Source organism: Scytonema hofmannii PCC 7110, assembly GCF_000346485.2.
GTDB lineage: Bacteria > Cyanobacteriota > Cyanobacteriia > Cyanobacteriales > Nostocaceae > Scytonema > Scytonema hofmannii.
On the sequence record NZ_KQ976354.1, the window covers coordinates 2949588 to 2968788 of the forward strand.

Genomic DNA, 19201 nt, shown 5'->3' on the forward strand with positions numbered 1-19201 from the left:
CATCACTTTAGTGCGGGGTGCTGACCTTATAGCTAAGAATTTGAGATATGTAGGCTGGATTGACTGCAACTACCCAAACCCCTAAAGTTTATAAGGAAAAAGGTTGAAAACCCTGTGGCTAAAGCCAAGGGAGTCGTCAAACTATCATTGCTTTTAACTCCTGCATCTGCGTGTTATGGCAGCCAGTTTTAGAAGGTGCCGATCGCGTCGGAATTTTAATCATAAACTCTGTTCCCTGCCCAGGTGCTGAAAAACACACGATCTCACCACCATGTTTGGAGACAACAATTTGGTGGCTGATCGACAAGCCTAAACCCGTCCCTCTACCTAAGGGTTTTGTCGTAAAGAAGGGGTCAAATAGGCGATCGCGTACTTCCTCAGTCATACCGGGACCAGTATCGCCAATCCAAATAGTCACAAACTCATTGTCAGTGACTTCGGTGCGAATCCGAATCGTGCTGCGACAAAAGTAAATTTCTTGGGGCGATCGCTGTTTGTCGTACTCCTCCAAAGCATCAATTGCATTCGCCAGTAGATTCATAAACACTTGGTTGAGTTGTCCCGCATAGCACTCCACAAGCGGTAGGTTGCCATAGTCTTTGACGAGTTGAATGCCTAGCTGGTTAGAACTGGCTTTGAACCGATTGTGCAAAATTAGCAGCGTGCTATCTAGCCCAGCGTGAATATCCACTGGCTTCATTTGGGCTTCATCCACGCGGGAAAAAATCCTTAATGACTGAATAATTTCGCGGATGCGGTCAGCCCCAACCTTCATCGAACTCAGCAATTTGGGCAGATCTTCACTCAGAAATTCTAAATCTATCGCCTCAGTCAGCTTCTGAATTTCAGGTACTGGTGAGGGAGTGTACTTGGCATAGAGGTTTAAGAGTTCGAGCAAGTCTTGGGTATATTGATAAGCATGAGTCAGATTCCCATAGATGAAGTTGACGGGATTGTTAATTTCATGAGCAACACCCGCCACCAATTGCCCCAGACTGGACATTTTTTCACTATGAACCAGTTGGCTTTGAGTTTCTTGAAGTTGACGAAAGGCAACTTCAAGCTGATTGGCTTGTTCTCGATAGCGTGCTTCTGATTCTTGCAATGCTTGCTCTGTACAAATGCGCTCTTGGATTTCCTCTTGCAGCAGCTGATTAGATTGCCCAAGAGCAGCAGTCCTTTCTGTCACCCGTTCTTCTAACTCAGATGTCAGTTTTAAGAGTGCATTCTCTGCCTTAGTTCGCTCTTGAATTTCCTGCGCCAGATGTACATTTTGTTCTTGCAGTCTCTTAGTTAGATTTCGTATGCTTAAATGGATTTTGACACGGGCTAAAACCTCTTCATGCTGAAGCGGCTTAGTGATGTAATCCACCGCCCCAAGATTCAACCCTCTGACCTTATCTACTGTCTCAGAAAGCGCCGTCATAAAAATTACGGGGATGTCTTTAGTTGATTCTTTTGCTTTCAAGTGCTGGCAAGTTTCAAAGCCGTCCATTCCGGGCATGAGTATATCTAACAAAATGAGATCGGGAAGAGCATATTCAACCTGCTCAATTGCATCCTCGCCATCCTGTGCCACTAACACTTGAAAGCCAGAATCAGCCAAGAAATCGAATAACACTCCTAAATTTGTAGGGTTGTCATCAACAATTAAGATAATGCCATTTTCAATGTTTGAAAGACTCATTAGTTTATTCCTATATTTTTGAGAAGTTCACGAATTTTTTTAACTTGAAAACCTTTAGCTAATTGACGCAACTCTGAAGAAAAAGTGGCATATTTAACATCCAATTCTTCTAAGTGGGCCACTCGCTCTACAATACCTTTGAGATCGCCTTTCATTGCTAAATTCAACAGAGCCGCAACTTCTTCTACTGGGGGAGCCACCAGTGATTGCTGAGAATTTTCTTCTGTGTTACTTTGACAGACTTGAGGTTCACCCTCTTCATAAATCCATTCTAGTTCTAAGTGTATCTGTAACTTTTCTAAAAGCTCTGTTATCCGGATTGGCTTAGGTAGAAAATCATTGCAACCTGCCTCTTTACTTTTGTTAATATCGAAATCAAAAACGCTGGCAGAAGTACCAATCACGATCGCATTCTTGAGTTCTGGCGATCGCCTCAGCCGACGAGTCGCTTCCAAGCCGCTCATTTGAGGCATCATCAAGTCCATCAAGATACAATCGGGATTCCATTCAGATGCCTTATTAAGGCAATCCTGACCATCTATTGCTTGCACAATTTCAAATCCTAAAGGTGATAGCATCTTGACTAAAAGTGAGCGATTTTCTGGTCTGTCATCTGCCACGATCACCTTCCGCTTATGGCCTTTAAAACCTTGAATAGTTCGTTTCTCTTCTTTGACAACATCAGCGTATTGAGAAACTTCAGGCAAATCTAAATCAAAGAAGAAAACACTTCCTTTTCCTACGCTGCTCTTCACCTGGATTTCACCACCCATCATCTGAACTAATTGGCGGGTAATTGCCAGTCCCAATCCCGTTCCTTCCGCTTTGCGATCGCGAGAGCCTACCTGTTGGAACGGCAAAAATATCTCTTCTAATTGCTCTGGTGCCATGCCAACTCCTGTATCTTCCACCTGAAACCGAATTTTCCCTTCGCGATCGCCGACTTTAAAAGCCACGCCTCCAGTTTCAGTAAACTTAACGGCATTACCCAGTAAGTTAATCAAAACTTGTCGCAACCGTTTTTCATCAGCCTTGACACCTGTAGGAAGTTGAGTAATCTGTTCAAAAATTAAGCAAATACCTTTTTGTTCGGCGCGGATGCGGCAAATTTCGGCAATGCCTTCTAGAAATTCTGGAAAATGAAAATCCGTTGGGTGGAGTTCCATTTTTCTCGCTTCAATTTTGGAGAGGTCTAAAATGTCATTGATCAGGTTCAAGAGGTGGTCGCCACACTGATGAATAATACCTACACTATCTTTTTGTGAGTTGGTTAAACTTTTGTCTCGCATGAGGATTTGAGCGTAACCCAAAATGCCATTAAGCGGTGTTCTCAGTTCATGGCTCATGTTAGCAAGGAAATCACTCTTAGCTCGGTTAGCAGATTGTGCAGTTTCTTCAGCTTTTTGCAGATGCACATTTTTTTCCTGTAACTCCAGAGTTCGCTCTTGTACTTTGGCTTCTAAGTTAGTGTTTGCTAATTTTAAGTCTTTATAAAGACGAGCATTATCAATGGAAATCGCCGCTTGAGAGGATAACATCTGTAAGACTTCTAAGCGATCTGATGTAAATGCGCCAATGGTGAGATTGTTTTCTAAATAAAGGATGCCACTAAGTTTTGCTTGATAGATGAGCGGGGTACATAAAACAGATTTTGGTTGATGAGTGGCGATGTATGTATCTGTGGCAAATATTCCATCACAAGTCGCATTGCTGAGGACAACATTTTCTTGGGTTCGGGCTACATAATTAATCAAGGAAATTGGTAGCTGCTGACTAGTTGATACTGGAATTCCTTGTAGCACAGTTACATCGGTTTTGTCTACTGTTCCTGATGCTTCTATTAGCAAATCTCCTGAGTTTTCTAAAATTAAGTAGCCCATTTGAGCGCCAGCATTTTCTAGCATAATTATCATTAATTTAGCTAGCAACTTGCCCAAAACTATTTCTCCAGAAAGAGCTTGAGATGCTTTCATAACTGTGGCTAAATCCAACGATTCGGAAGCACTTTCACCTGTAGAGCTAATTATCCGAGTTACGTCCGTACTGACAGTTTCTCGCTTTGATATCCGAAATAGTTGAGGATATCTTTTTTCCAAGTCTTTGACTTTTGCCTTCGCTCCCCAGCGAATATAGCCATAGTGAGCATCGGTCAGATAGACTCTAGCAAACTTCTCTCTTCCTTGATCGATATAGAACTCAGCTGCTAGTTCATTGGCTAGCGCTTCTTCCTGGATGTATCCGTGTTCTCTAGCTCCTGCGATCGCGCGATCGTAAAGTTGCATCGCTTTGTCAATTTTCCCCAATACCCGCGCTTTCTCTGCCTCCACTAACTCATACTTATGTTGATAATTCATCGGTCCATGTATAGCCCACTGCTGCATTTTTTTCTGATTTTTTACCACTTGTTTCAAGGAGTTTTTTTGTTGGCTTTGAGAAACTTCCGGATATTGAGCGAGGAGAGCTAGAGAATAGTAAAAACTGTGTTCAGCGCCAGTCATTAAACCGGTTACACCTTCTTCATATTTTTCTCCTGAAGAGGCATTTTTTACCGATTCTTCGTAATCTTTAAATAAATAAAAACGAATCGTTTTTGCCAAATAAGCTGCAAAAACAAACGTAGCTTGATTGGCAGCAATTAATTTTTGTAGGATTTCTTCTTCGTTCAAGATTTCGCCATCGACCCGGTAGTTTTCTGTCGGTGCATCGAGTAATTTTAATACTATTACTATCCCTACTTTTATATAAGCACTATGCATTTCTTGTTTCAGTTTCAGCATTAAATCAAGATGTTGCACCTGCTTCTGATAAACCCCTTCTAGCGGTTGACCGGCAAAAAATATGTGGTCGCAATAGTAGAAAGAATTGTAGCCAGCCCAGTCTGTATTCCCTGTTTCTAGACCGCTTTGAATTCCCTCAAGCAAAGGGGTAAAGGTTTCCTTAACGTGTTCTTTCCAGTGTCTGATGTGAGCGTTAAATATTGTTGATATTTGAGCTTTGTGTGAGCGGGCTTCAAGTCGATCGAGCAGCTTCACAGCTAGTTGTCCAAATTGATATCCCGAATTAATTCCTGCGGGCGAACCACACAATATCAAGGCATAAAATCCATAGCCAATAGGGGCAAGTGGTGAATTTCCATATTGAATAGAAAGAGCGATCATTGTAAAGGGAACTTGCGGAAACATGGCTGGAGCCCCGAAATAAATAGGAGGGGCAATGAGCATTAAGAGCCGCATAGCTGCGAGCCGATCGACCGCCGTCATTTCTGGCAGATTAGCTAGCTCTTCAGGGTTCATCTGCCTTGGGGGTTCCTTAGAAAGCGAGATACCCAGCATATCTAGAGCTTGCAGACCAACCTCTAACGCAGCTTGCATCTGGTTTTGAGCAATATAAAACTGCACCTGTAGTTCATAAACCTTGACTCGACCGAGGACAGTTTTTGCGTGTTTCAAAACCACCTCAGATAGCAGTTTTGCCCGCTCAAAGTTGATGTTTAAAAATTCTGCAGCCGTCGCTTCGGTATACAGAGGCAACGTTAAATCATAGTTAGTTTCCCAGCTATCTTCTGCGAGGAGTTCTAACCCTGTTGTTAAATACTTAACTGTCGGTTCATAAGCCATCGCTGCCTTGGCTTTTTTACCGGCAATTAGGTTGAGGGAAGCCAGTCGATCTTTTTGAGCCTGCTGGGTGATAAATTCAGATCCAACATTCAATTGGTTGACAATCTCAAAGATGTTCTCTTCAATCTCTGTTTCCGGGGTATGTTTCAGGATCAGTTCACCGATTTTTAGGTGAGTCTGTTTTTTATGAGAATCTTGGATGAGAGAATAAGACGCTTGCTGCACCCGGTCATGCAAAAACTTGTAGGCAACTTTTAAGGTCTCACCTGGCAAATTTGCAGATGTCTCCTGGTCAAATAGCAGTGGAATTTTATAAGACTGGTTCAGGGGCAGAACTAGACCTGCTTGCAGTGCTTCCCACAAATCTAATGCCGTTTCTGACTGAGATTTTTCATTGACGATCGCCAGTACATCTAAACTAAATTTGTCCCCTACGCAGGCAGCTAGCTTCAAAACATTTTGCGTATTTTGTGACAATTTTTGAATTTGACTAACCATCAATTCGATGACATTATCAGTTATACTAATGCCTAGAAGAACCTCAATGTTCCATTGCCAAATACCTTGCTCAAAGTCAAACGACAACAAGTTTTCTTGATAAAGAGATTTGAGGGTCTGAGTTAAGAAAAACGGGTTGCCTTGGGTTTTATTAAAAACTAACTCAGCCAGCGGTTTTGCCTTGGAAATTTCACTGCGAAGAGTATCAGCGACTAACTGGCTGACATGAGCGATATCCAAAAACCTGAGGATGATGTTATTCACAATCGCTCCGGTGTTTTGAATCTCCTCCAAGGTCAAGATTAACGGATGAGTTGCACTGACTTCGTTATCTCGATATGCTCCAATCAGCAATAGATATTGACTATCGGGATCGGTCATAATGAGCTGGATCAGCTTGAGGGAAGGCAGATCTGCCCACTGTAAGTCATCTAAAAACAAAACTAGGGGGTGTTCGGGTTGGCTAAATACATGAATGAATTGCTGAAACACCCGATTAAATCTGTTTTGGGATTCTGATGGACCTAATTGAGGAACGACTGACTGCGAGCCAATAATTCGTTCTACTTCGGGAATAACATCAATAATGACTTGACCGTTAGAGCCGAGGGCTTCTAAAAGTTTGGATTTCCAAACGGCAATTTGGTCATCGGTTTCTGTGAGTAGTTGGCGCATCAATTCCTGGAATGCTTGAATCAAGGAAGCATAAGGAATATTCCGCTTGAACTGGTCAAATTTACCAGAGATAAAATAACCCCTCTGGCGCACAATTGGTTTGTGAACTTCGTGAACTAAGCATGATTTACCGATCCCTGAGTAACCAGAAACTAGCATCATTTCCGTAGTACCAGAACTGACGCGATCGAATGCTTCTAATAAAGTAGCAACTTCTATTTCCCGTCCGTAGAGTTTTTGCGGGATGGAAAATTGGCTGTATGAATCTAGCTGACCGACAATAAAGTGGGAAATCTCTCCATCTGTCTGCAACTGAGTGAGACAGGTTTCTAAATCAGCTTTTAGTCCTAGAGAGCTTTGATATCTATCTTCAGCAGTTTTAGCTAACAATTTCATGACAATGTCAGAAACCGCTGGGGGAATTTTTGGATTTAGCTCTTGAGGCGGTATTGGTGTTTTTGCAATATGGCAATGAACAAATTCCAGAGGGTCAGTGGCATTAAAGGGCAGGGAACCTGTTAGCATTTGATAAAAGGTAACGCCTAAAGAATAGAAGTCGGTACGGTAGTCAATTGACCGATTCATCCGTCCAGTTTGCTCCGGTGACATATAGGCGAGAGAGCCTTCTAGTAAATTGGGATTGCTGATGCTTTGATTTTCTTTTTCTAAACGCGATGCAATGCTGAAGTCGATGATTTTAACTTGCCCGGTTTCTGGGTTAATGACGATATTATGAGGTTTAATATCTTTATGAATAATCTTGGCTTGATGCAGTTGAGTGAGAGCGGATGCTAGCTGAATGGCTATTGTGAGAAATTCGGTTAATGATAATTGGCAATCGCTAATATACTTTTTCAGAGATTCTGCACCAAAATCTGCCAAAATTAGGGCTAGACCGTTATAATGATTTTCTAAAGCTATTGGTTCAACAATTCCTTCTATATCTAATAAAAGTTTTAATATTTTATATTCATGTCTTAGTCGGGTTAGCTCTTCGAGGCTGGGATACTCCGCTTTGAGGGCTTTAACAATCACAAGGGTTTGATCCGACTGCTTGAAAGCACGATAAATAACGGTATTGACGCCTTCATGCAGGGCTTCAATAAAGTTGTAACCGGGAAGAGCAGATATCATTTTTCTAAGCCTGAGTAATAGAATAAACTGGGCATGAGGCTAATGAGCATTAGTTACCACTGTCAATAACAGGACAATGAGGTACTTTATTTAGCATTCCCAACCAGTCAAAAAATTCTCTACAGCTAAATAAAGCTCAACATTTAGAAATATTAAGTGGCGGGTGAGACGCCCGCACTACAAGAAATTTTGGGAGATTTTTGTATTTGGAAGTCGCTTGATGGGTTAAGTTGGTCTAGATCCCCGACTTCTTCAAGAAGTCGGGGATCTAGCAGCCTCTCAAAATCAGTGTATTTGAGTACTAGTAACAAAAGTTAGCGCTCTACTGAACGTGTTCGATGTGAGGCTGTTTGCGCTAAAATTGCCGGACAAGAAAAAATTTCTGAGAAAAATGAGGTTAAAGTTTTATTCTGCAAGCACTGCTCCTTCTGCCAAAGAGTCAATCTTTGTTTTAGAATTCGAGCTAAGGCTTACAGAATTAACTTGGCTTCGCTATTGTTCTATATAATTTGCTGTAAAGCTCATATAAAATAAGCTATGTCTGAACGCAAGAAAGCGTTTTCAATATTAGGGCTACCAGTTCATGTGATGACTAACTATCCAAGCTGGTTGATCGATCGCCTGCAACAGAGTCAAGGAACTCATGTGGTAACGCTCAATGCAGAAATGACTATGCAAGCAGAGCGACACTCCCCCCTTGCTAAGGTTATTCAGAATGCCGATCTAGTCATTCCTGATGGAGCAGGGGTAGTTCTTTATTTGCAGTGGCTGTTGTGGCAGAATGTTCAAAGAATCCCAGGTATCGAACTAGCAGAAGCACTGTTGCGAGAACTTGGGAAAACGAACTCCAACGCAAAAGTATTTTTCTATGGTGGAGCACCTGGGGTAGCTGAGAAAGCGTCGGAATTTTGGACTTCTCAAATCCCAAATTTAAATATAGCAGGTAGTCATTGCGGCTTCCATTCACAAGAAGAGGAAGAACAGTTGCGGCAAACTCTTGCCCAACTACAGCCACAATTAATTTTTGTTGGTTTAGGAGTTCCGCGTCAAGAGTTGTGGATTGCTCAAAACCGCCATTTGTGTCCCAATGCATTATGGATTGGTGTTGGTGGCAGTTTGGATATTTGGTCGGGTTTGAAAACCCGCGCTCCTGCTTGGTTGGGAGATAACAATTTAGAATGGCTGTACCGACTCTACCAAGAACCTTGGCGCTGGCGGAGAATGTTAGCTTTGCCGGAATTTGCCATCAAAGCCTTCGTTTACAGGTTTTTTCGTTCATTAGTTAGTGGATAGTGGATAGTTGTTAGTTGTTAGTTGTTAGTTGTTAGTTGTCTACCAACCACTATCCACTATCCACTAACTAATTTAATTCTTTATTTTGATATTCCCAGGCAAAACCTGGGAATACTTATTTTGTACTGACTTCTATTGTTATCTTTATGAATCCTTTACGGCTTTATAAAACTGTAACCCTAGTAGATTACATAAAGTACCAATTTGAAGAAAGAATGCGACACATCTTTGAGTGAAATTAAGTCTCTGTAAGACTTTCACAATCTAAAATCCAAAATCTAAAATCCAAAATGGTATGAGGAGTGTTTGCGCTTCATGAAAACTGCTGTAACAACTAAAGAAACGACTGACCAATCTGTACAGGCTCAAGACAGCAAAACTCAACAGCCCAATGATACGACTGCGGTGGTAGTACAATTGCGATCTGTCTCAAAAACCTACACTAACGGCTGTCACGCTCTTGTAGACGTGAATTTAGAGATCAAAAAGGGAGAATTCTTATTCGTCACAGGATCTAGTGGTTCTGGTAAATCCACTCTTTTAAAAATGCTTTATGGCGATGAGAAACCCACACAAGGACGCGTGATTATTAATGGATGCGACGTAACAAATTTACGAGGCGATGGCTTATCAATAATTCGGCGTTGCATTGGCATTGTGTTTCAAGACTATAAATTGATTCCACAAAGAACAGTGGCGGAGAACATAACAGTTGTGTTACAAGCTCAGGGATATACCCGTAAAGAGATTCAACGACGTTTAGAACCTACTTTGAAAGTAGTGGGTTTGCTTTCCAAAGCAGACTGTTTTCCCGACCAACTTTCTGGAGGCGAGCAACAACGAGTTAGCATAGCCAGAGCAATAGTAGCAACGCCACCAATTATTCTGGCAGATGAGCCAACTGGAAACCTCGATCCGGATAATTCTTGGCAAGTTATGCAAATTCTCCAAAAATTAAATTCTTTTGGAGCCACGGTAATTGTCACAACTCATGACGAGCAGTTAGTGCGGCGATGCAACCGTCCTGTAGTTCAAGTTCAACATGGAAGATTATATAGAAAATGTTAGTGGTTAGTGGTTAGTGGTTATTTGTCTACCCACAACTAGCAACTAACAACTAACAACCAACAACTAACTAATAACAAAAACTAAAGTCATCAAGAGTAAATTGACCGTCGAAAGCGCTAAAAGTGACACGGTGAATGCCAGTGTCTGATACAGATAGTAAGGTATTGGGAGATGCAGTCTCATCAGAATTGGCAAGGTTAGCCCCAGGAAGTACTGTTTGAGTGAGCATTTGATTTTCGCGATCGTATGCTGACATTAAAAGCCGTTGTGAACTTGTGACAAAAGCACTTACAAAGTGAACGGGATGTAAAAAAGTGGCTTCTAAAAACCCGCTTTTAGGAGCTCCCATCAATACCATCAAACCAGAATGGGTGGGAAATGCTGGGTTTGATGGTTGTATTGCTATACAATTGTTAAATATGACGCCCCACTGCTCGTACTGCCGCTCTACAACTTCAAAACATCTTAAATCCTCCAAATTTAAATAGATACAGGTAGGTACATCAACTACCTCATTCTTTACAGTTGATTTTCTTTGACCCTGTGAAGTAGAGTCTACAATTTGATTTGGGAAATCAAAGTCGTTAATAGTAAATTTACGGTCTTCTAAACTCAGCTTTTGTTCTAAGTGAAGACTAGCCTGCTTTACCACGACACCCCGCCTTGTCATTTTTTAGAGAACAGTTAGATTATTAATTACATAGAATGTCATCTGAAGAATGAAGTGAAAAGTATGAAATATGAAATCAAGGCAAAGCTTTGGACTATAAACGATGAAGTCTTCATCTGTTAGACTTTACCTTTTCTTTATCTACTTCCTTCAATCAGTGACCAATGACCAGTGACCAGTGACCAATGACCAGTGACCAATGACCAATTTAAACAACCATTTACATTATCTAGGACGTACACGAATATCAGTAATGTTTCTGAAAGGCTAACACAAAAAGTTACTGACTAACTTCAACCTTAAGTTTCATGTGCTACCAGTATATAGATTGATATAATAGAGTTTGTTGACTTAAAAACCTTTCTAGGTAGAAAAAATAAATATTAGTTATAAGTAATATGGTGTATAGATTTTATAGATGTATTTTAGATTCCAATAAGTAGTAGGTAGATTGCATCTTCCTAAAGAGGTAGGTCAGAGTTGAGATCGGAATGAAACACTAGAAGTAAGTTAGTTGTTAGTGGTTAATAGTTCCCACTAACAACTAACAACTAACAACTAACCAAAATTTATGTATCAACCACTGGGATTTGAGCAACGTTCTACAATGACTTCATTAGGTATAATGACTTACTATACTAATGAAGGTAAGCCTTGGGAAAATAACACGGAAAAGGAAACTTTAGTGTTTTTGCACGGTTTTGGCGGTGGATCTTCTGCCTATGAGTGGTCAAAAGTTTACCCAGCATTTGCAGCTGAGTATCGAATCATTGCACCAGATTTGATAGGTTGGGGCAGATCGGAACATCCGGCACAAAGTTATAGAATTGAGAACTATTTAGATACTATCCGGGAATTTTTACAAAAAACTTGCGCTCGCGCCGTAACAGTCATCGCTTCTTCTCTGACGGCAGGGTTTACAATCAGAGTTGCGATCGCTCATCCTGAATTATTCAAATCCCTCATTCTTACGACACCTGCAGGACTTGCTGACTTTGGTGAAGATTATTCCCGCAGTATCTTTGCCCAGATAGTCAGTATCCCTATAGTTGACACATTGCTTTACAACACGGGAATTGCAACAAGTGGAGGTATTCGCAGTTTCTTAGAGAGAAGGCAATTTGCCCAACCAAATCGGGTATATGAGGAAATTGTTAATGCTTACTTGGAATCCGCACAGCAACCCAATGCAGCGTATGCAGCCCTGTCTTTTGTGCGTGGGGATTTATCCTTTGATTTATCACTCTACATTCAACAACTAACAACTCCGAGTGCAATTATTTGGGGGCGAAAGTCTGAATTTACAGGTCCTGAAATTGGTCGGCGCTTTGCCCAAATGAATCCGAAAGCCATTCGGATTTTTCAACAACTAGATGATGTGGGATTGACACCGCAGTTAGAACTACCTGCAGTGACAATTGGTTTAATCCGAAAATTTTTGCCAGTTTTAGACCAGTCATCGGTTTAAGGACAATTTAATATGCAAGTTTAAGGCTTACATAACGATTTAAGCTAACATTTTCCTCTGCTGCTTCTATAGCTAATCTACGATGAAGCTCTGGAGGAATACGAACTTGAAATTTACCACTGTAGTTTTTTTCTGCAATAGGTTCTGGAATCCTCTCGTCATTTGCTTCCATATCAGCTACTACATCTTTTACCAAGTTTATAATACCTTCGATAGCAGTAGTCCGATTTTCATGGAGATAAGATAGACTAGGAAATTCAGCACACAGTCCTACAAATTCTTGATCCTCGGTTGACCAAGTAACTCTATATGTGTAGTGGTCGCAGTTAACCATCTTTCATTTCCTCCATTTTTTCAATCGCGGCTAAAACCTGTTTAACTTGATAAGCCTTTGCTTTTCCATTCTTTTCTTGAATGTTAACGCGTGGATCTCCAGCCCAAGGTGTTTTATAGACACAATGACTTGTTCCTTGCTGTCTAGGTTCTCCAAAATAATGATTGCAAACTTTCACTAAATCGGTAAAGTTTACATTCTTAGGATTATTCTTTAACTGAGCAAGGAGTTTTTCTATTTGTGCCATACGTTTATACCAAGTTGTAGTAAAAAAAGTAGAAGTTTCTACAAAATGACATATTAAAAAGCAACTTGGCATTAGTTTTCTCTTTATTATAGTATCAATATTGATACTATGTCAAGCGTTATGTTTTGAAAAATGTCGAAGACTGCAAAATCTCCACTGTATATAGGTTTCAGGCATTTTCTGCAAATTCTGCATCATAAAAAAAGAGCAATTACTACTCTCGTGCTGGTTCATCCCCGACCATTTAGCTAGTACGGTCATATAGTAATAATTTCGAATAATCGTAATATAATGCTTAAAAGCGATTATTCCGAAATTATGCCATATATTACACCTCAAGAAGCATCCAGAGTTACTGGGTTTCATGTAAAGAATGAGCGCTAATTGGGCAGATGAAGGCGTTGTCCTGTATCAAATCTGCTACAGGACATAGACGTTACGATCTAACCACTCTCAAAAAAATGATTGGAAAGGATGAGAGGGCGGTTGTTCTTTATGCGCTTAGTATCTACTCATTCTCAGAAAGATGATCTACAAACTCAAATTGACTTTCTGAGAATGAATCGTGCCGAGAGTGAATTAATATCTGAGATTGGTTCCGGATTAAATTTCAAACGTCGTAAATTACTATCAATACTAGAGCGAGTCATTAAAGGTGAAGTCAAGGAGTTAGTAGTAGCGTACCATGATAGACTTAGCCGATGCAGGATTTGATTTGATTGTTTGGCTATGCGCTCAATTTGATTGTCAAGTTACTGTATTAAATGAAACTAAATTATCCCCTAAGCTTGAATTAGTCCAAGACATTTTAACAAGATTGCATTCATGAGCACGCTAAACTTTATTTTTTGCGTAAATATGAGAAAAGCATCTCTTAGACTGTCGCCAAAGAGTCTACTAAAAATGAATATTTAATGAAGTTTGCCGAAAGTTACGAAAACACCGATTAGGTATTGTATATTATTAATATTTAAATAAAACTTAGGAGGTGATTGAACGAATGGCAAACAAGAAACAAAGGCGAAAGAAAGGATACATAGAGTCTCAAAAGACAATTAAATTGTGGGTAGTAGATAACGTGCAATATAAAGATAATGTTGCTAATTATATTATTCCTACTCGGGAAAAGTACGCAGAAGTTACTAACTTTTATGCAGATATTTTATTAGCTGATTTGGATTTACTTGAAACAAAAGCCGAGGACTTGTATGCCGTTCTAGAAGGATTAACGATTATTAACAAAAATAGGGTAGAGGTTCAATTTCCTTTACAAGGGGATGTTCCCTCTGACATGCGTCGGGCTTGTATTAAGAAAGCTTTTGGAGTTGTTAAATCCTGGTATTCTAATTACAAAAAATGGGAAGTTAAAAAACAGAAAAAGTTAGCGTTAGGAAAAAAGTTTAGCGATCAACCTCCAGTTCCACCTAGAGACTATAGTCAAATGCATCCTGTACTTTATTCTGGGATGTACAAAGACTTTGATGGTACATCCATTATACTGAAATTATGGACTGGTACATCATGGGCATGGATTAAACAACCTATTAACTTAAGGGGACAGTCTTTACCTGATGGTTGGGATTGGGGTTCACCAACTTTGATTTTAAAAGATAAACTTCATTTGCACTTTCCCATCATTAAACAGATATCAAATCCAGGAAAGATTAAAGAACAAGCACAGAATTCAGACGGAATTACTATTTGTTCAATTGATTTAAACCTTGATGGAACGATAGCCGTAGCAAGCATTATAAGTTCCGACGGTACAGGTAGTGTTCAGGAGTTAGCCACTCTGTTTGTAAACCGAAATGACACTATTCAACATCGTAGGAAGCGCGAACTTGGACGCATTGCTAGAGCTTATTCACGTACTAATAAAGGTTTTGGTACTAGTAAAAAGGGAGATTGTTCTAAGCGATTCAAGAAGATTAAAAATCGAGATGATTATGAATCTCATCGGATTAGTAAACGATTAGTTGAATTTGCACATAAGCATGGAGCGACAGTTATAGTATTTGAATGTCTGACTAATCTTAGACCAGAGCAAGCAAAATATAGTCGTCGTAGTAACCAAAAACGTGCTTATTGGTTAAAATCTAAAATCGTTAAACGAACTCGATACAAAGCTTTTCAATTGTATGGAATTCTTACCTCTTTAGTTAGTCCTAAAAATACTAGTAAGGAGTGCGCATATTGTCAGAGTAATGTTTCTAGAATTAGTGTGACAATTTCCGATGTATTTGCTGAAATAGTAAATCTAGCAATTATAAATTCTGACGGAAAAGTTTTTTATAATATTGGCACTCCTAATTACCTCTGTTCAAGCAACATTAAGCATAAAGGAAATGCTGACTTGAACGGTTCCAGAAATGTCGGGTTAAAGTTCTTACGTAGATACTTTGAAAACCCGAAAATAATGACGAAAAGCCTCGTGAATGGTACCTCCGGACAGGGAACCGTTCCATCGGTCGTCTGAAAAGGCGGGGTTGGGTTAAGATCCATCGTTGCAAGGTGGCTCCTTGCTTTGATTTTAATCCAGGGTTAGTGGCGCTACCCATTTGGTTCTAAAGAGTTGAAACCTCGTACTGGTAAAGAGCAAGTCTCTTGAATGCTAGGGATGGCGGATTCAAAGAGCCAGAGAAATGATGAGAAAGTAAGATTTAAGCCGATTTTTCGGAATTATCCCAATTTCCTGTGTCACAGAGATGCCATGACAATACTGCTCGGTTAAGAGAAACCGGGTTTCTCAACAACGGACTATCCATCAAAACAAAACAGGACTTACGCAAAAATTGCTAGAAACCTTGATTTATCGAACCGCCAAGACGCCAAGAGCGCCAAGAATTCGTAGAGCGTGCGTAGTCCTACAAAATTGACACTCTACTAGAGTGGTGATTGAGTAAACTTATAGCCGCCTGCTGTCACCTCAAGAGTACCTTGTTTCCAACCTTGATAAATTGGTATTTTCTTACCTTGAGCATTTTGATATACAGCGTAATGATTGCGCCAATCATGAAAATTTCCATTGCGCCAAACTTTTGGTAATCCTTGAGATTGATGCTGAAGTTTTACCTTTCCCAAAACACCTTTATATTCAACAGATTTATTGCCAATTTCACTTAAATCCAAGCGAGATTTATTTAGTACAGATTGTTGAAATTTATCCCAATTACCGTATGTTTCTTTCTCTCCTATTTCCAGAGCAAAACCGCTAAATTTGTTATTACCTATAGCAGTTAAAATTTGGTTATCGGGGTATTTTTTAAGAATTTTCTCAGTTGCTGTACTGCTAATTCCTTCTATATTAAGATGAATAGGTGTAAGTGCTAACCATGTTTTTTCATAGCCAATAAAAGTTATGCCTTTTTTGGTTTCTAATTTCACAGATTTAGGTAAAAAAAACTGAAATGGTGCTTTAGGTTTATCGTTAAGCCAAATGATTAAATTACGGTACTGGGCAATGCGATCGCCACCAATAGACGAAGAAGAGATTTGAGTCGGATCTGTCCCCGTTGCAGCAATAAAATAATCAACGCCACGCGTAGAATTAAACGCCATCATCTTAAAACCATTCCAGTCACCGCCAGAACCTTGAGCTAAAGTCCCTATTTGGAAGGTGTTTCCAAAATACAGAGTTTCGTGAAATTCAGGTGCAGCATCACCGCCCGGTTTCCAATTTTCATAGGTTGGTTTGGAATTAAGCAATTCGAGTGGCTTTTGAAATTGCTTTCGCGCTAGGGAAACAACTGCTGAAGGTGGACGATAGGTGCTAGTTATCAAATGCACCAAGTCAGGGGAAGGATTAGGATCTGCAAGAGGAGAATCACCAAAGTACAACCCCAACTCATGGGTAGCCAGAGAACACCAAACACAGTTACCCTGATTGTAATCGCGCTTGGAAGGCCCGCCAAATCCACCCCGCCAATATTTAACAGCACCAGACATCAAAAACCAATCCAAAGCGGATTTAGCAAGAGATTTTACCTCAGGGTCTTTGGCAAAATCGTAGAGATTGACATAAGTTGAGATCGCATGTCCCAAGTAATTTTCAGAATCCCATTCGCCCTGTCCTATCTGGTAGAGAGTGCGAACATTTCTTCTGATACGTTCTTTGTAAAGCTTGCGAGTCGCTTCATTTCTTGTTTCTTCGGCAAATAAGTACACAGATATTTCCCGCATTGCTTTTAAATTATCTGTGTTACGACAGTCTACCCAAGTGTCGCAATTGTCTGTGGAGTTTGCCCAAAACTGGCGACGGTTGGGAAAGCGTCGTGTAAGCGGATCTACCTCTGTCCAAACCTTCATTGCCCGTTTCATCCTCTGGCGGTAGGATGGGTCAAGATACTTGCCAAAGTAAAAGTATTTGCGGACTTGACCTTTGAGAGTAAAACCAGAGTAGAAATCAATCCCCAATGTATGAGCGTGACTTTTAGCATCCGCATCTTCAGATTGAAGAAAGGAAATAGCCTTTTCTCGGTTTCCTGCAAGAAAACCAATCATTGCTTTGGGGTAGGATCTTTTTTCACTCTCAAAAGATGTAGTGCCATATTTGCTGTCTGTAAATTTTGTCAGGACTTCCCTAGACCGCAACTGAAACTCCTTTTCCATTTGCGGCGTCCAGTGATTTTCTGCTTTAACCAGGGTGCAGCCAATGGAAAGACATATTAATGATATGGCAACGGCTTTGATAATGTTTATCATAATGGTTAGTGGATAGTGGTTAGTGGATAGTGGTTAGTGGTTAGTGGTTACCAGCAACTAACAACTAACAACCAACAACTAACAACCAACAACTAACCTATTTGTCTTGCAGTCTGACATCAATGACAGTGCTGTTAAAATTGTAGTTAAAGCCGTCTAACTCAATTGGCATACCAATTTTGACTTTACTGTTACCTAACACTGGTCCATCTGCTGTAACTTGGGCTTTGCCTTGTAAAGTCAAAAGCATATCCGTACTGAAATTATTAGATCTTGTATCTGGTAATTCTTTTACGGAACCGTCAGGTTGGGGAACCATAATAGTTCTTGGTAGTACTTGTATCGATTTAATATCAATCGTTCCGTAGGGTTGATTGCGGATAATCACTTTAGTCTTACCACCTTTTTCAAACCCTCGTGCGTATAATTGTTCCGGGTCGCGGACATTTAATCCCCGAACAACTAAGTCTACTTCGATAGGTACTGTTTTACTACCAACTTGAGCAACAGAACCAGAACCACCAGGGAATAGGAAGATGCCGAATATAACAAGCAGAATGACAAGTAAAGCACCGAAGTCGAGGATGCTAATTTTACCGAATAAACGACCTTTGGAATCTAAAATAGCCATAACAAGTTTTTCTAATAATGGTAGCAGTATGTCTTTAGTTAGAATGCAGCACTTTTATCTATTTTGCAGGACGAAAAGTTATTGAGTGCTGGAGATCGTGCAATAGTCTATCACAACTAGGGAGTGGAGAGTAGGGAGTAGGGGGTGGGGGTAGAGATTATAAGAATTTTCCATTCCCCATTCCCCATTCCCCACTCCCTATTCCCAATTTTTAATATGCAACTCATAGGGAGAGAAATTCGTCACATAGTTTTACTTCTACTCAAACTCTCTTGAAACCGGATCGTTATGAACAGGAACCGCTTTTCTACAAACTCTCGTTATTGGCGACGGAATTGGTTTTATCCGTTAATTTCCTTAACAGTATCTTTAATTTTGTGCTTAAGTACACCAGTAAAAACCTGGGCTGGTATTGAGCGCTGGATACCGACATTGATACAGGGCGTACAAGTCATTCAGCTTTCCAACATATCTCCTCGTCAAGAGGTTGAGCTTGGTAAGCAAATGAATCAACAATTAGGTCGTGAAGTCAAATTTTACCGTAACTCCGCAATTAGCGATTATGTGGAACAAATTGGTAGGCGGTTGGCTGCTAACAGCGATCGCAGCGAGCTTCCTTTTACCTTTCAAGTTGTTGACGATAACAGTATCAATGCTTTTGCCACAACTGGGGGATTTGTATACGTTAACACGGGCTTGCTAAAAGCTTCGGAAAATGAAGCGGAACTGGCAAGTGTGATGGCTCACGAAATTGGTCACATTACTGGGAAGCATTTGGTAAAACAAATGCGACAAAGAGCAATTGCAGGTGGTGTAGCATCAGCAGCAGGGTTAGATCGTTCTCAAGCAGTGGCGATAGGTGTAGATTTAGCCTTGAATCGTCCGCGCAGTCGTGAAGATGAATATGATGCAGACAAAAGAGGCTTGAGAACTTTAACACGCAGTGGTTATGCTCCATCTGGTATGGTTTCTTTCATGCAAAAACTTTTGAAAAAAGGTTCTGGAACTCCTTCATTTTTGAGCACTCACCCCGCAACAGGCGATCGCATTAAAGCACTGGAAAGTGCCATAGCCTCTCAATCTGGTAATAGCAGTGCTGGTTTGGATAAAGCCGCTTATCAAGCAAATATCAGAGCATTACGTTAGTTATCATATCGATTTTGGATTTTGGATTTTGG

13 protein-coding genes are annotated in these 19201 nt (G+C 40.4%); 6 read left to right on the plus strand and 7 right to left on the minus strand.

The features are described 5' to 3' along the window. Positions 1-136 precede the first annotated feature (136 nt). Entirely contained in the window at positions 137-1687 is a 1551-nt protein-coding gene (locus WA1_RS12650) for a hybrid sensor histidine kinase/response regulator (protein ID WP_017745106.1), read from the minus strand. Next, a complete protein-coding gene (locus tag WA1_RS12655; protein ID WP_066612864.1) occupies positions 1687-7611 on the minus strand; it encodes a hybrid sensor histidine kinase/response regulator in 5925 nt (1974 codons plus the stop codon). The genes WA1_RS12650 and WA1_RS12655 overlap by 1 nt, the downstream gene beginning before the upstream one ends. A gap of 537 nt (positions 7612-8148) precedes the next feature. Here WA1_RS12655 and WA1_RS12660 point away from each other — a divergent pair. Then, complete coding sequence (locus tag WA1_RS12660; protein WP_026134848.1) at positions 8149-8904, plus strand: WecB/TagA/CpsF family glycosyltransferase; 756 nt, start codon at positions 8149-8151, stop codon at positions 8902-8904. A 315-nt stretch (positions 8905-9219) separates the two neighbouring features. Next, complete coding sequence (gene ftsE, locus WA1_RS12665; RefSeq protein ID WP_017745109.1) at positions 9220-9972, plus strand: cell division ATP-binding protein FtsE; 753 nt, start codon at positions 9220-9222, stop codon at positions 9970-9972. 67 nt (positions 9973-10039) lie between these two features. Here the strand turns inward: ftsE and WA1_RS12670 are convergent, their stop codons facing one another. Next, the gene (locus WA1_RS12670; protein ID WP_017745110.1) at positions 10040-10642 is read right to left on the minus strand and encodes a hypothetical protein; all 603 of its coding nucleotides are present in this window, start codon (positions 10640-10642) and stop codon (positions 10040-10042) included. Between the two features lie 571 nt (positions 10643-11213). On the opposite strand from WA1_RS12670, the gene WA1_RS12675 reads away from it, so the two are divergent. Next, on the plus strand, positions 11214-12110 hold the full coding sequence (locus tag WA1_RS12675; RefSeq protein WP_017745111.1) for an alpha/beta fold hydrolase: 897 nt from the start codon (positions 11214-11216) through the stop codon (positions 12108-12110). Positions 12111-12117: 7 nt separating this feature from the next. On the opposite strand, the gene WA1_RS12680 is transcribed toward WA1_RS12675, so the two are convergent. Then, entirely contained in the window at positions 12118-12444 is a 327-nt protein-coding gene (locus WA1_RS12680) for a type II toxin-antitoxin system HicB family antitoxin (protein ID WP_017745112.1), read from the minus strand. After that, complete coding sequence (locus WA1_RS12685) at positions 12437-12691, minus strand: toxin HicA (protein WP_026134849.1); 255 nt, start codon at positions 12689-12691, stop codon at positions 12437-12439. Before WA1_RS12685 ends, WA1_RS12680 begins: the two co-directional genes overlap by 8 nt. A 495-nt stretch (positions 12692-13186) precedes the next feature. Here WA1_RS12685 and WA1_RS61670 point away from each other — a divergent pair, with 495 nt between their 5' ends. Then, the gene (locus WA1_RS61670) at positions 13187-13405 is read left to right on the plus strand and encodes a recombinase family protein (protein WP_158516635.1); all 219 of its coding nucleotides are present in this window, start codon (positions 13187-13189) and stop codon (positions 13403-13405) included. A 286-nt stretch (positions 13406-13691) separates the two neighbouring features. Then, positions 13692-15167, plus strand: coding sequence for an IS200/IS605 family accessory protein TnpB-related protein (locus WA1_RS12690; protein WP_066612866.1), 1476 nt, complete (start codon positions 13692-13694; stop codon positions 15165-15167). Between the two features lie 407 nt (positions 15168-15574). On the opposite strand, the gene WA1_RS12695 is transcribed toward WA1_RS12690, so the two are convergent. Both WA1_RS12695 and WA1_RS12700 read right to left on the minus strand, forming a co-directional pair. Further along, positions 15575-17299 (minus strand): hypothetical protein, encoded by a 1725-nt coding sequence (locus WA1_RS12695; protein WP_017745115.1) that lies wholly within the window; start codon positions 17297-17299, stop codon positions 15575-15577. A 190-nt stretch (positions 17300-17489) separates the two neighbouring features. Next, positions 17490-18023 (minus strand): DUF4330 domain-containing protein, encoded by a 534-nt coding sequence (locus WA1_RS12700; RefSeq protein ID WP_017745116.1) that lies wholly within the window; start codon positions 18021-18023, stop codon positions 17490-17492. Between the two features lie 288 nt (positions 18024-18311). Between WA1_RS12700 and WA1_RS12705 the strand changes: the two genes are divergently transcribed. Beyond that, positions 18312-19169 (plus strand): M48 family metallopeptidase, encoded by an 858-nt coding sequence (locus WA1_RS12705; RefSeq protein ID WP_017745117.1) that lies wholly within the window; start codon positions 18312-18314, stop codon positions 19167-19169. The last annotated feature ends 32 nt before the right edge of the window (positions 19170-19201 follow it).

Excerpts from the sequence above, each read along its gene's own strand:
- WA1_RS12655 (WP_066612864.1), bottom strand. The coding sequence starts at position 7,611 with ATGATATCTGCTCTTCCCGGTTACAACTTTATTGAAGCCCTGCATGAA.
- WA1_RS12660 (WP_026134848.1), top strand. The coding sequence starts at position 8,149 with ATGTCTGAACGCAAGAAAGCGTTTTCAATATTAGGGCTACCAGTTCAT.
- WA1_RS12690 (WP_066612866.1), top strand. The coding sequence starts at position 13,692 with ATGGCAAACAAGAAACAAAGGCGAAAGAAAGGATACATAGAGTCTCAA.
- WA1_RS61670 (WP_158516635.1), top strand. The coding sequence starts at position 13,187 with ATGCGCTTAGTATCTACTCATTCTCAGAAAGATGATCTACAAACTCAA.
- WA1_RS12675 (WP_017745111.1), top strand. The coding sequence starts at position 11,214 with ATGTATCAACCACTGGGATTTGAGCAACGTTCTACAATGACTTCATTA.
- WA1_RS12695 (WP_017745115.1), bottom strand. The coding sequence starts at position 17,299 with ATGGAAAAGGAGTTTCAGTTGCGGTCTAGGGAAGTCCTGACAAAATTT.
- WA1_RS12650 (WP_017745106.1), bottom strand. The coding sequence starts at position 1,687 with ATGAGTCTTTCAAACATTGAAAATGGCATTATCTTAATTGTTGATGAC.
- ftsE (WP_017745109.1), top strand. The coding sequence starts at position 9,220 with ATGAAAACTGCTGTAACAACTAAAGAAACGACTGACCAATCTGTACAG.
- WA1_RS12685 (WP_026134849.1), bottom strand. The coding sequence starts at position 12,691 with ATGGCACAAATAGAAAAACTCCTTGCTCAGTTAAAGAATAATCCTAAG.
- WA1_RS12705 (WP_017745117.1), top strand. The coding sequence starts at position 18,312 with ATGAACAGGAACCGCTTTTCTACAAACTCTCGTTATTGGCGACGGAAT.
- WA1_RS12680 (WP_017745112.1), bottom strand. The coding sequence starts at position 12,444 with ATGGTTAACTGCGACCACTACACATATAGAGTTACTTGGTCAACCGAG.
- WA1_RS12670 (WP_017745110.1), bottom strand. The coding sequence starts at position 10,642 with ATGACAAGGCGGGGTGTCGTGGTAAAGCAGGCTAGTCTTCACTTAGAA.
- WA1_RS12700 (WP_017745116.1), bottom strand. The coding sequence starts at position 18,023 with ATGGCTATTTTAGATTCCAAAGGTCGTTTATTCGGTAAAATTAGCATC.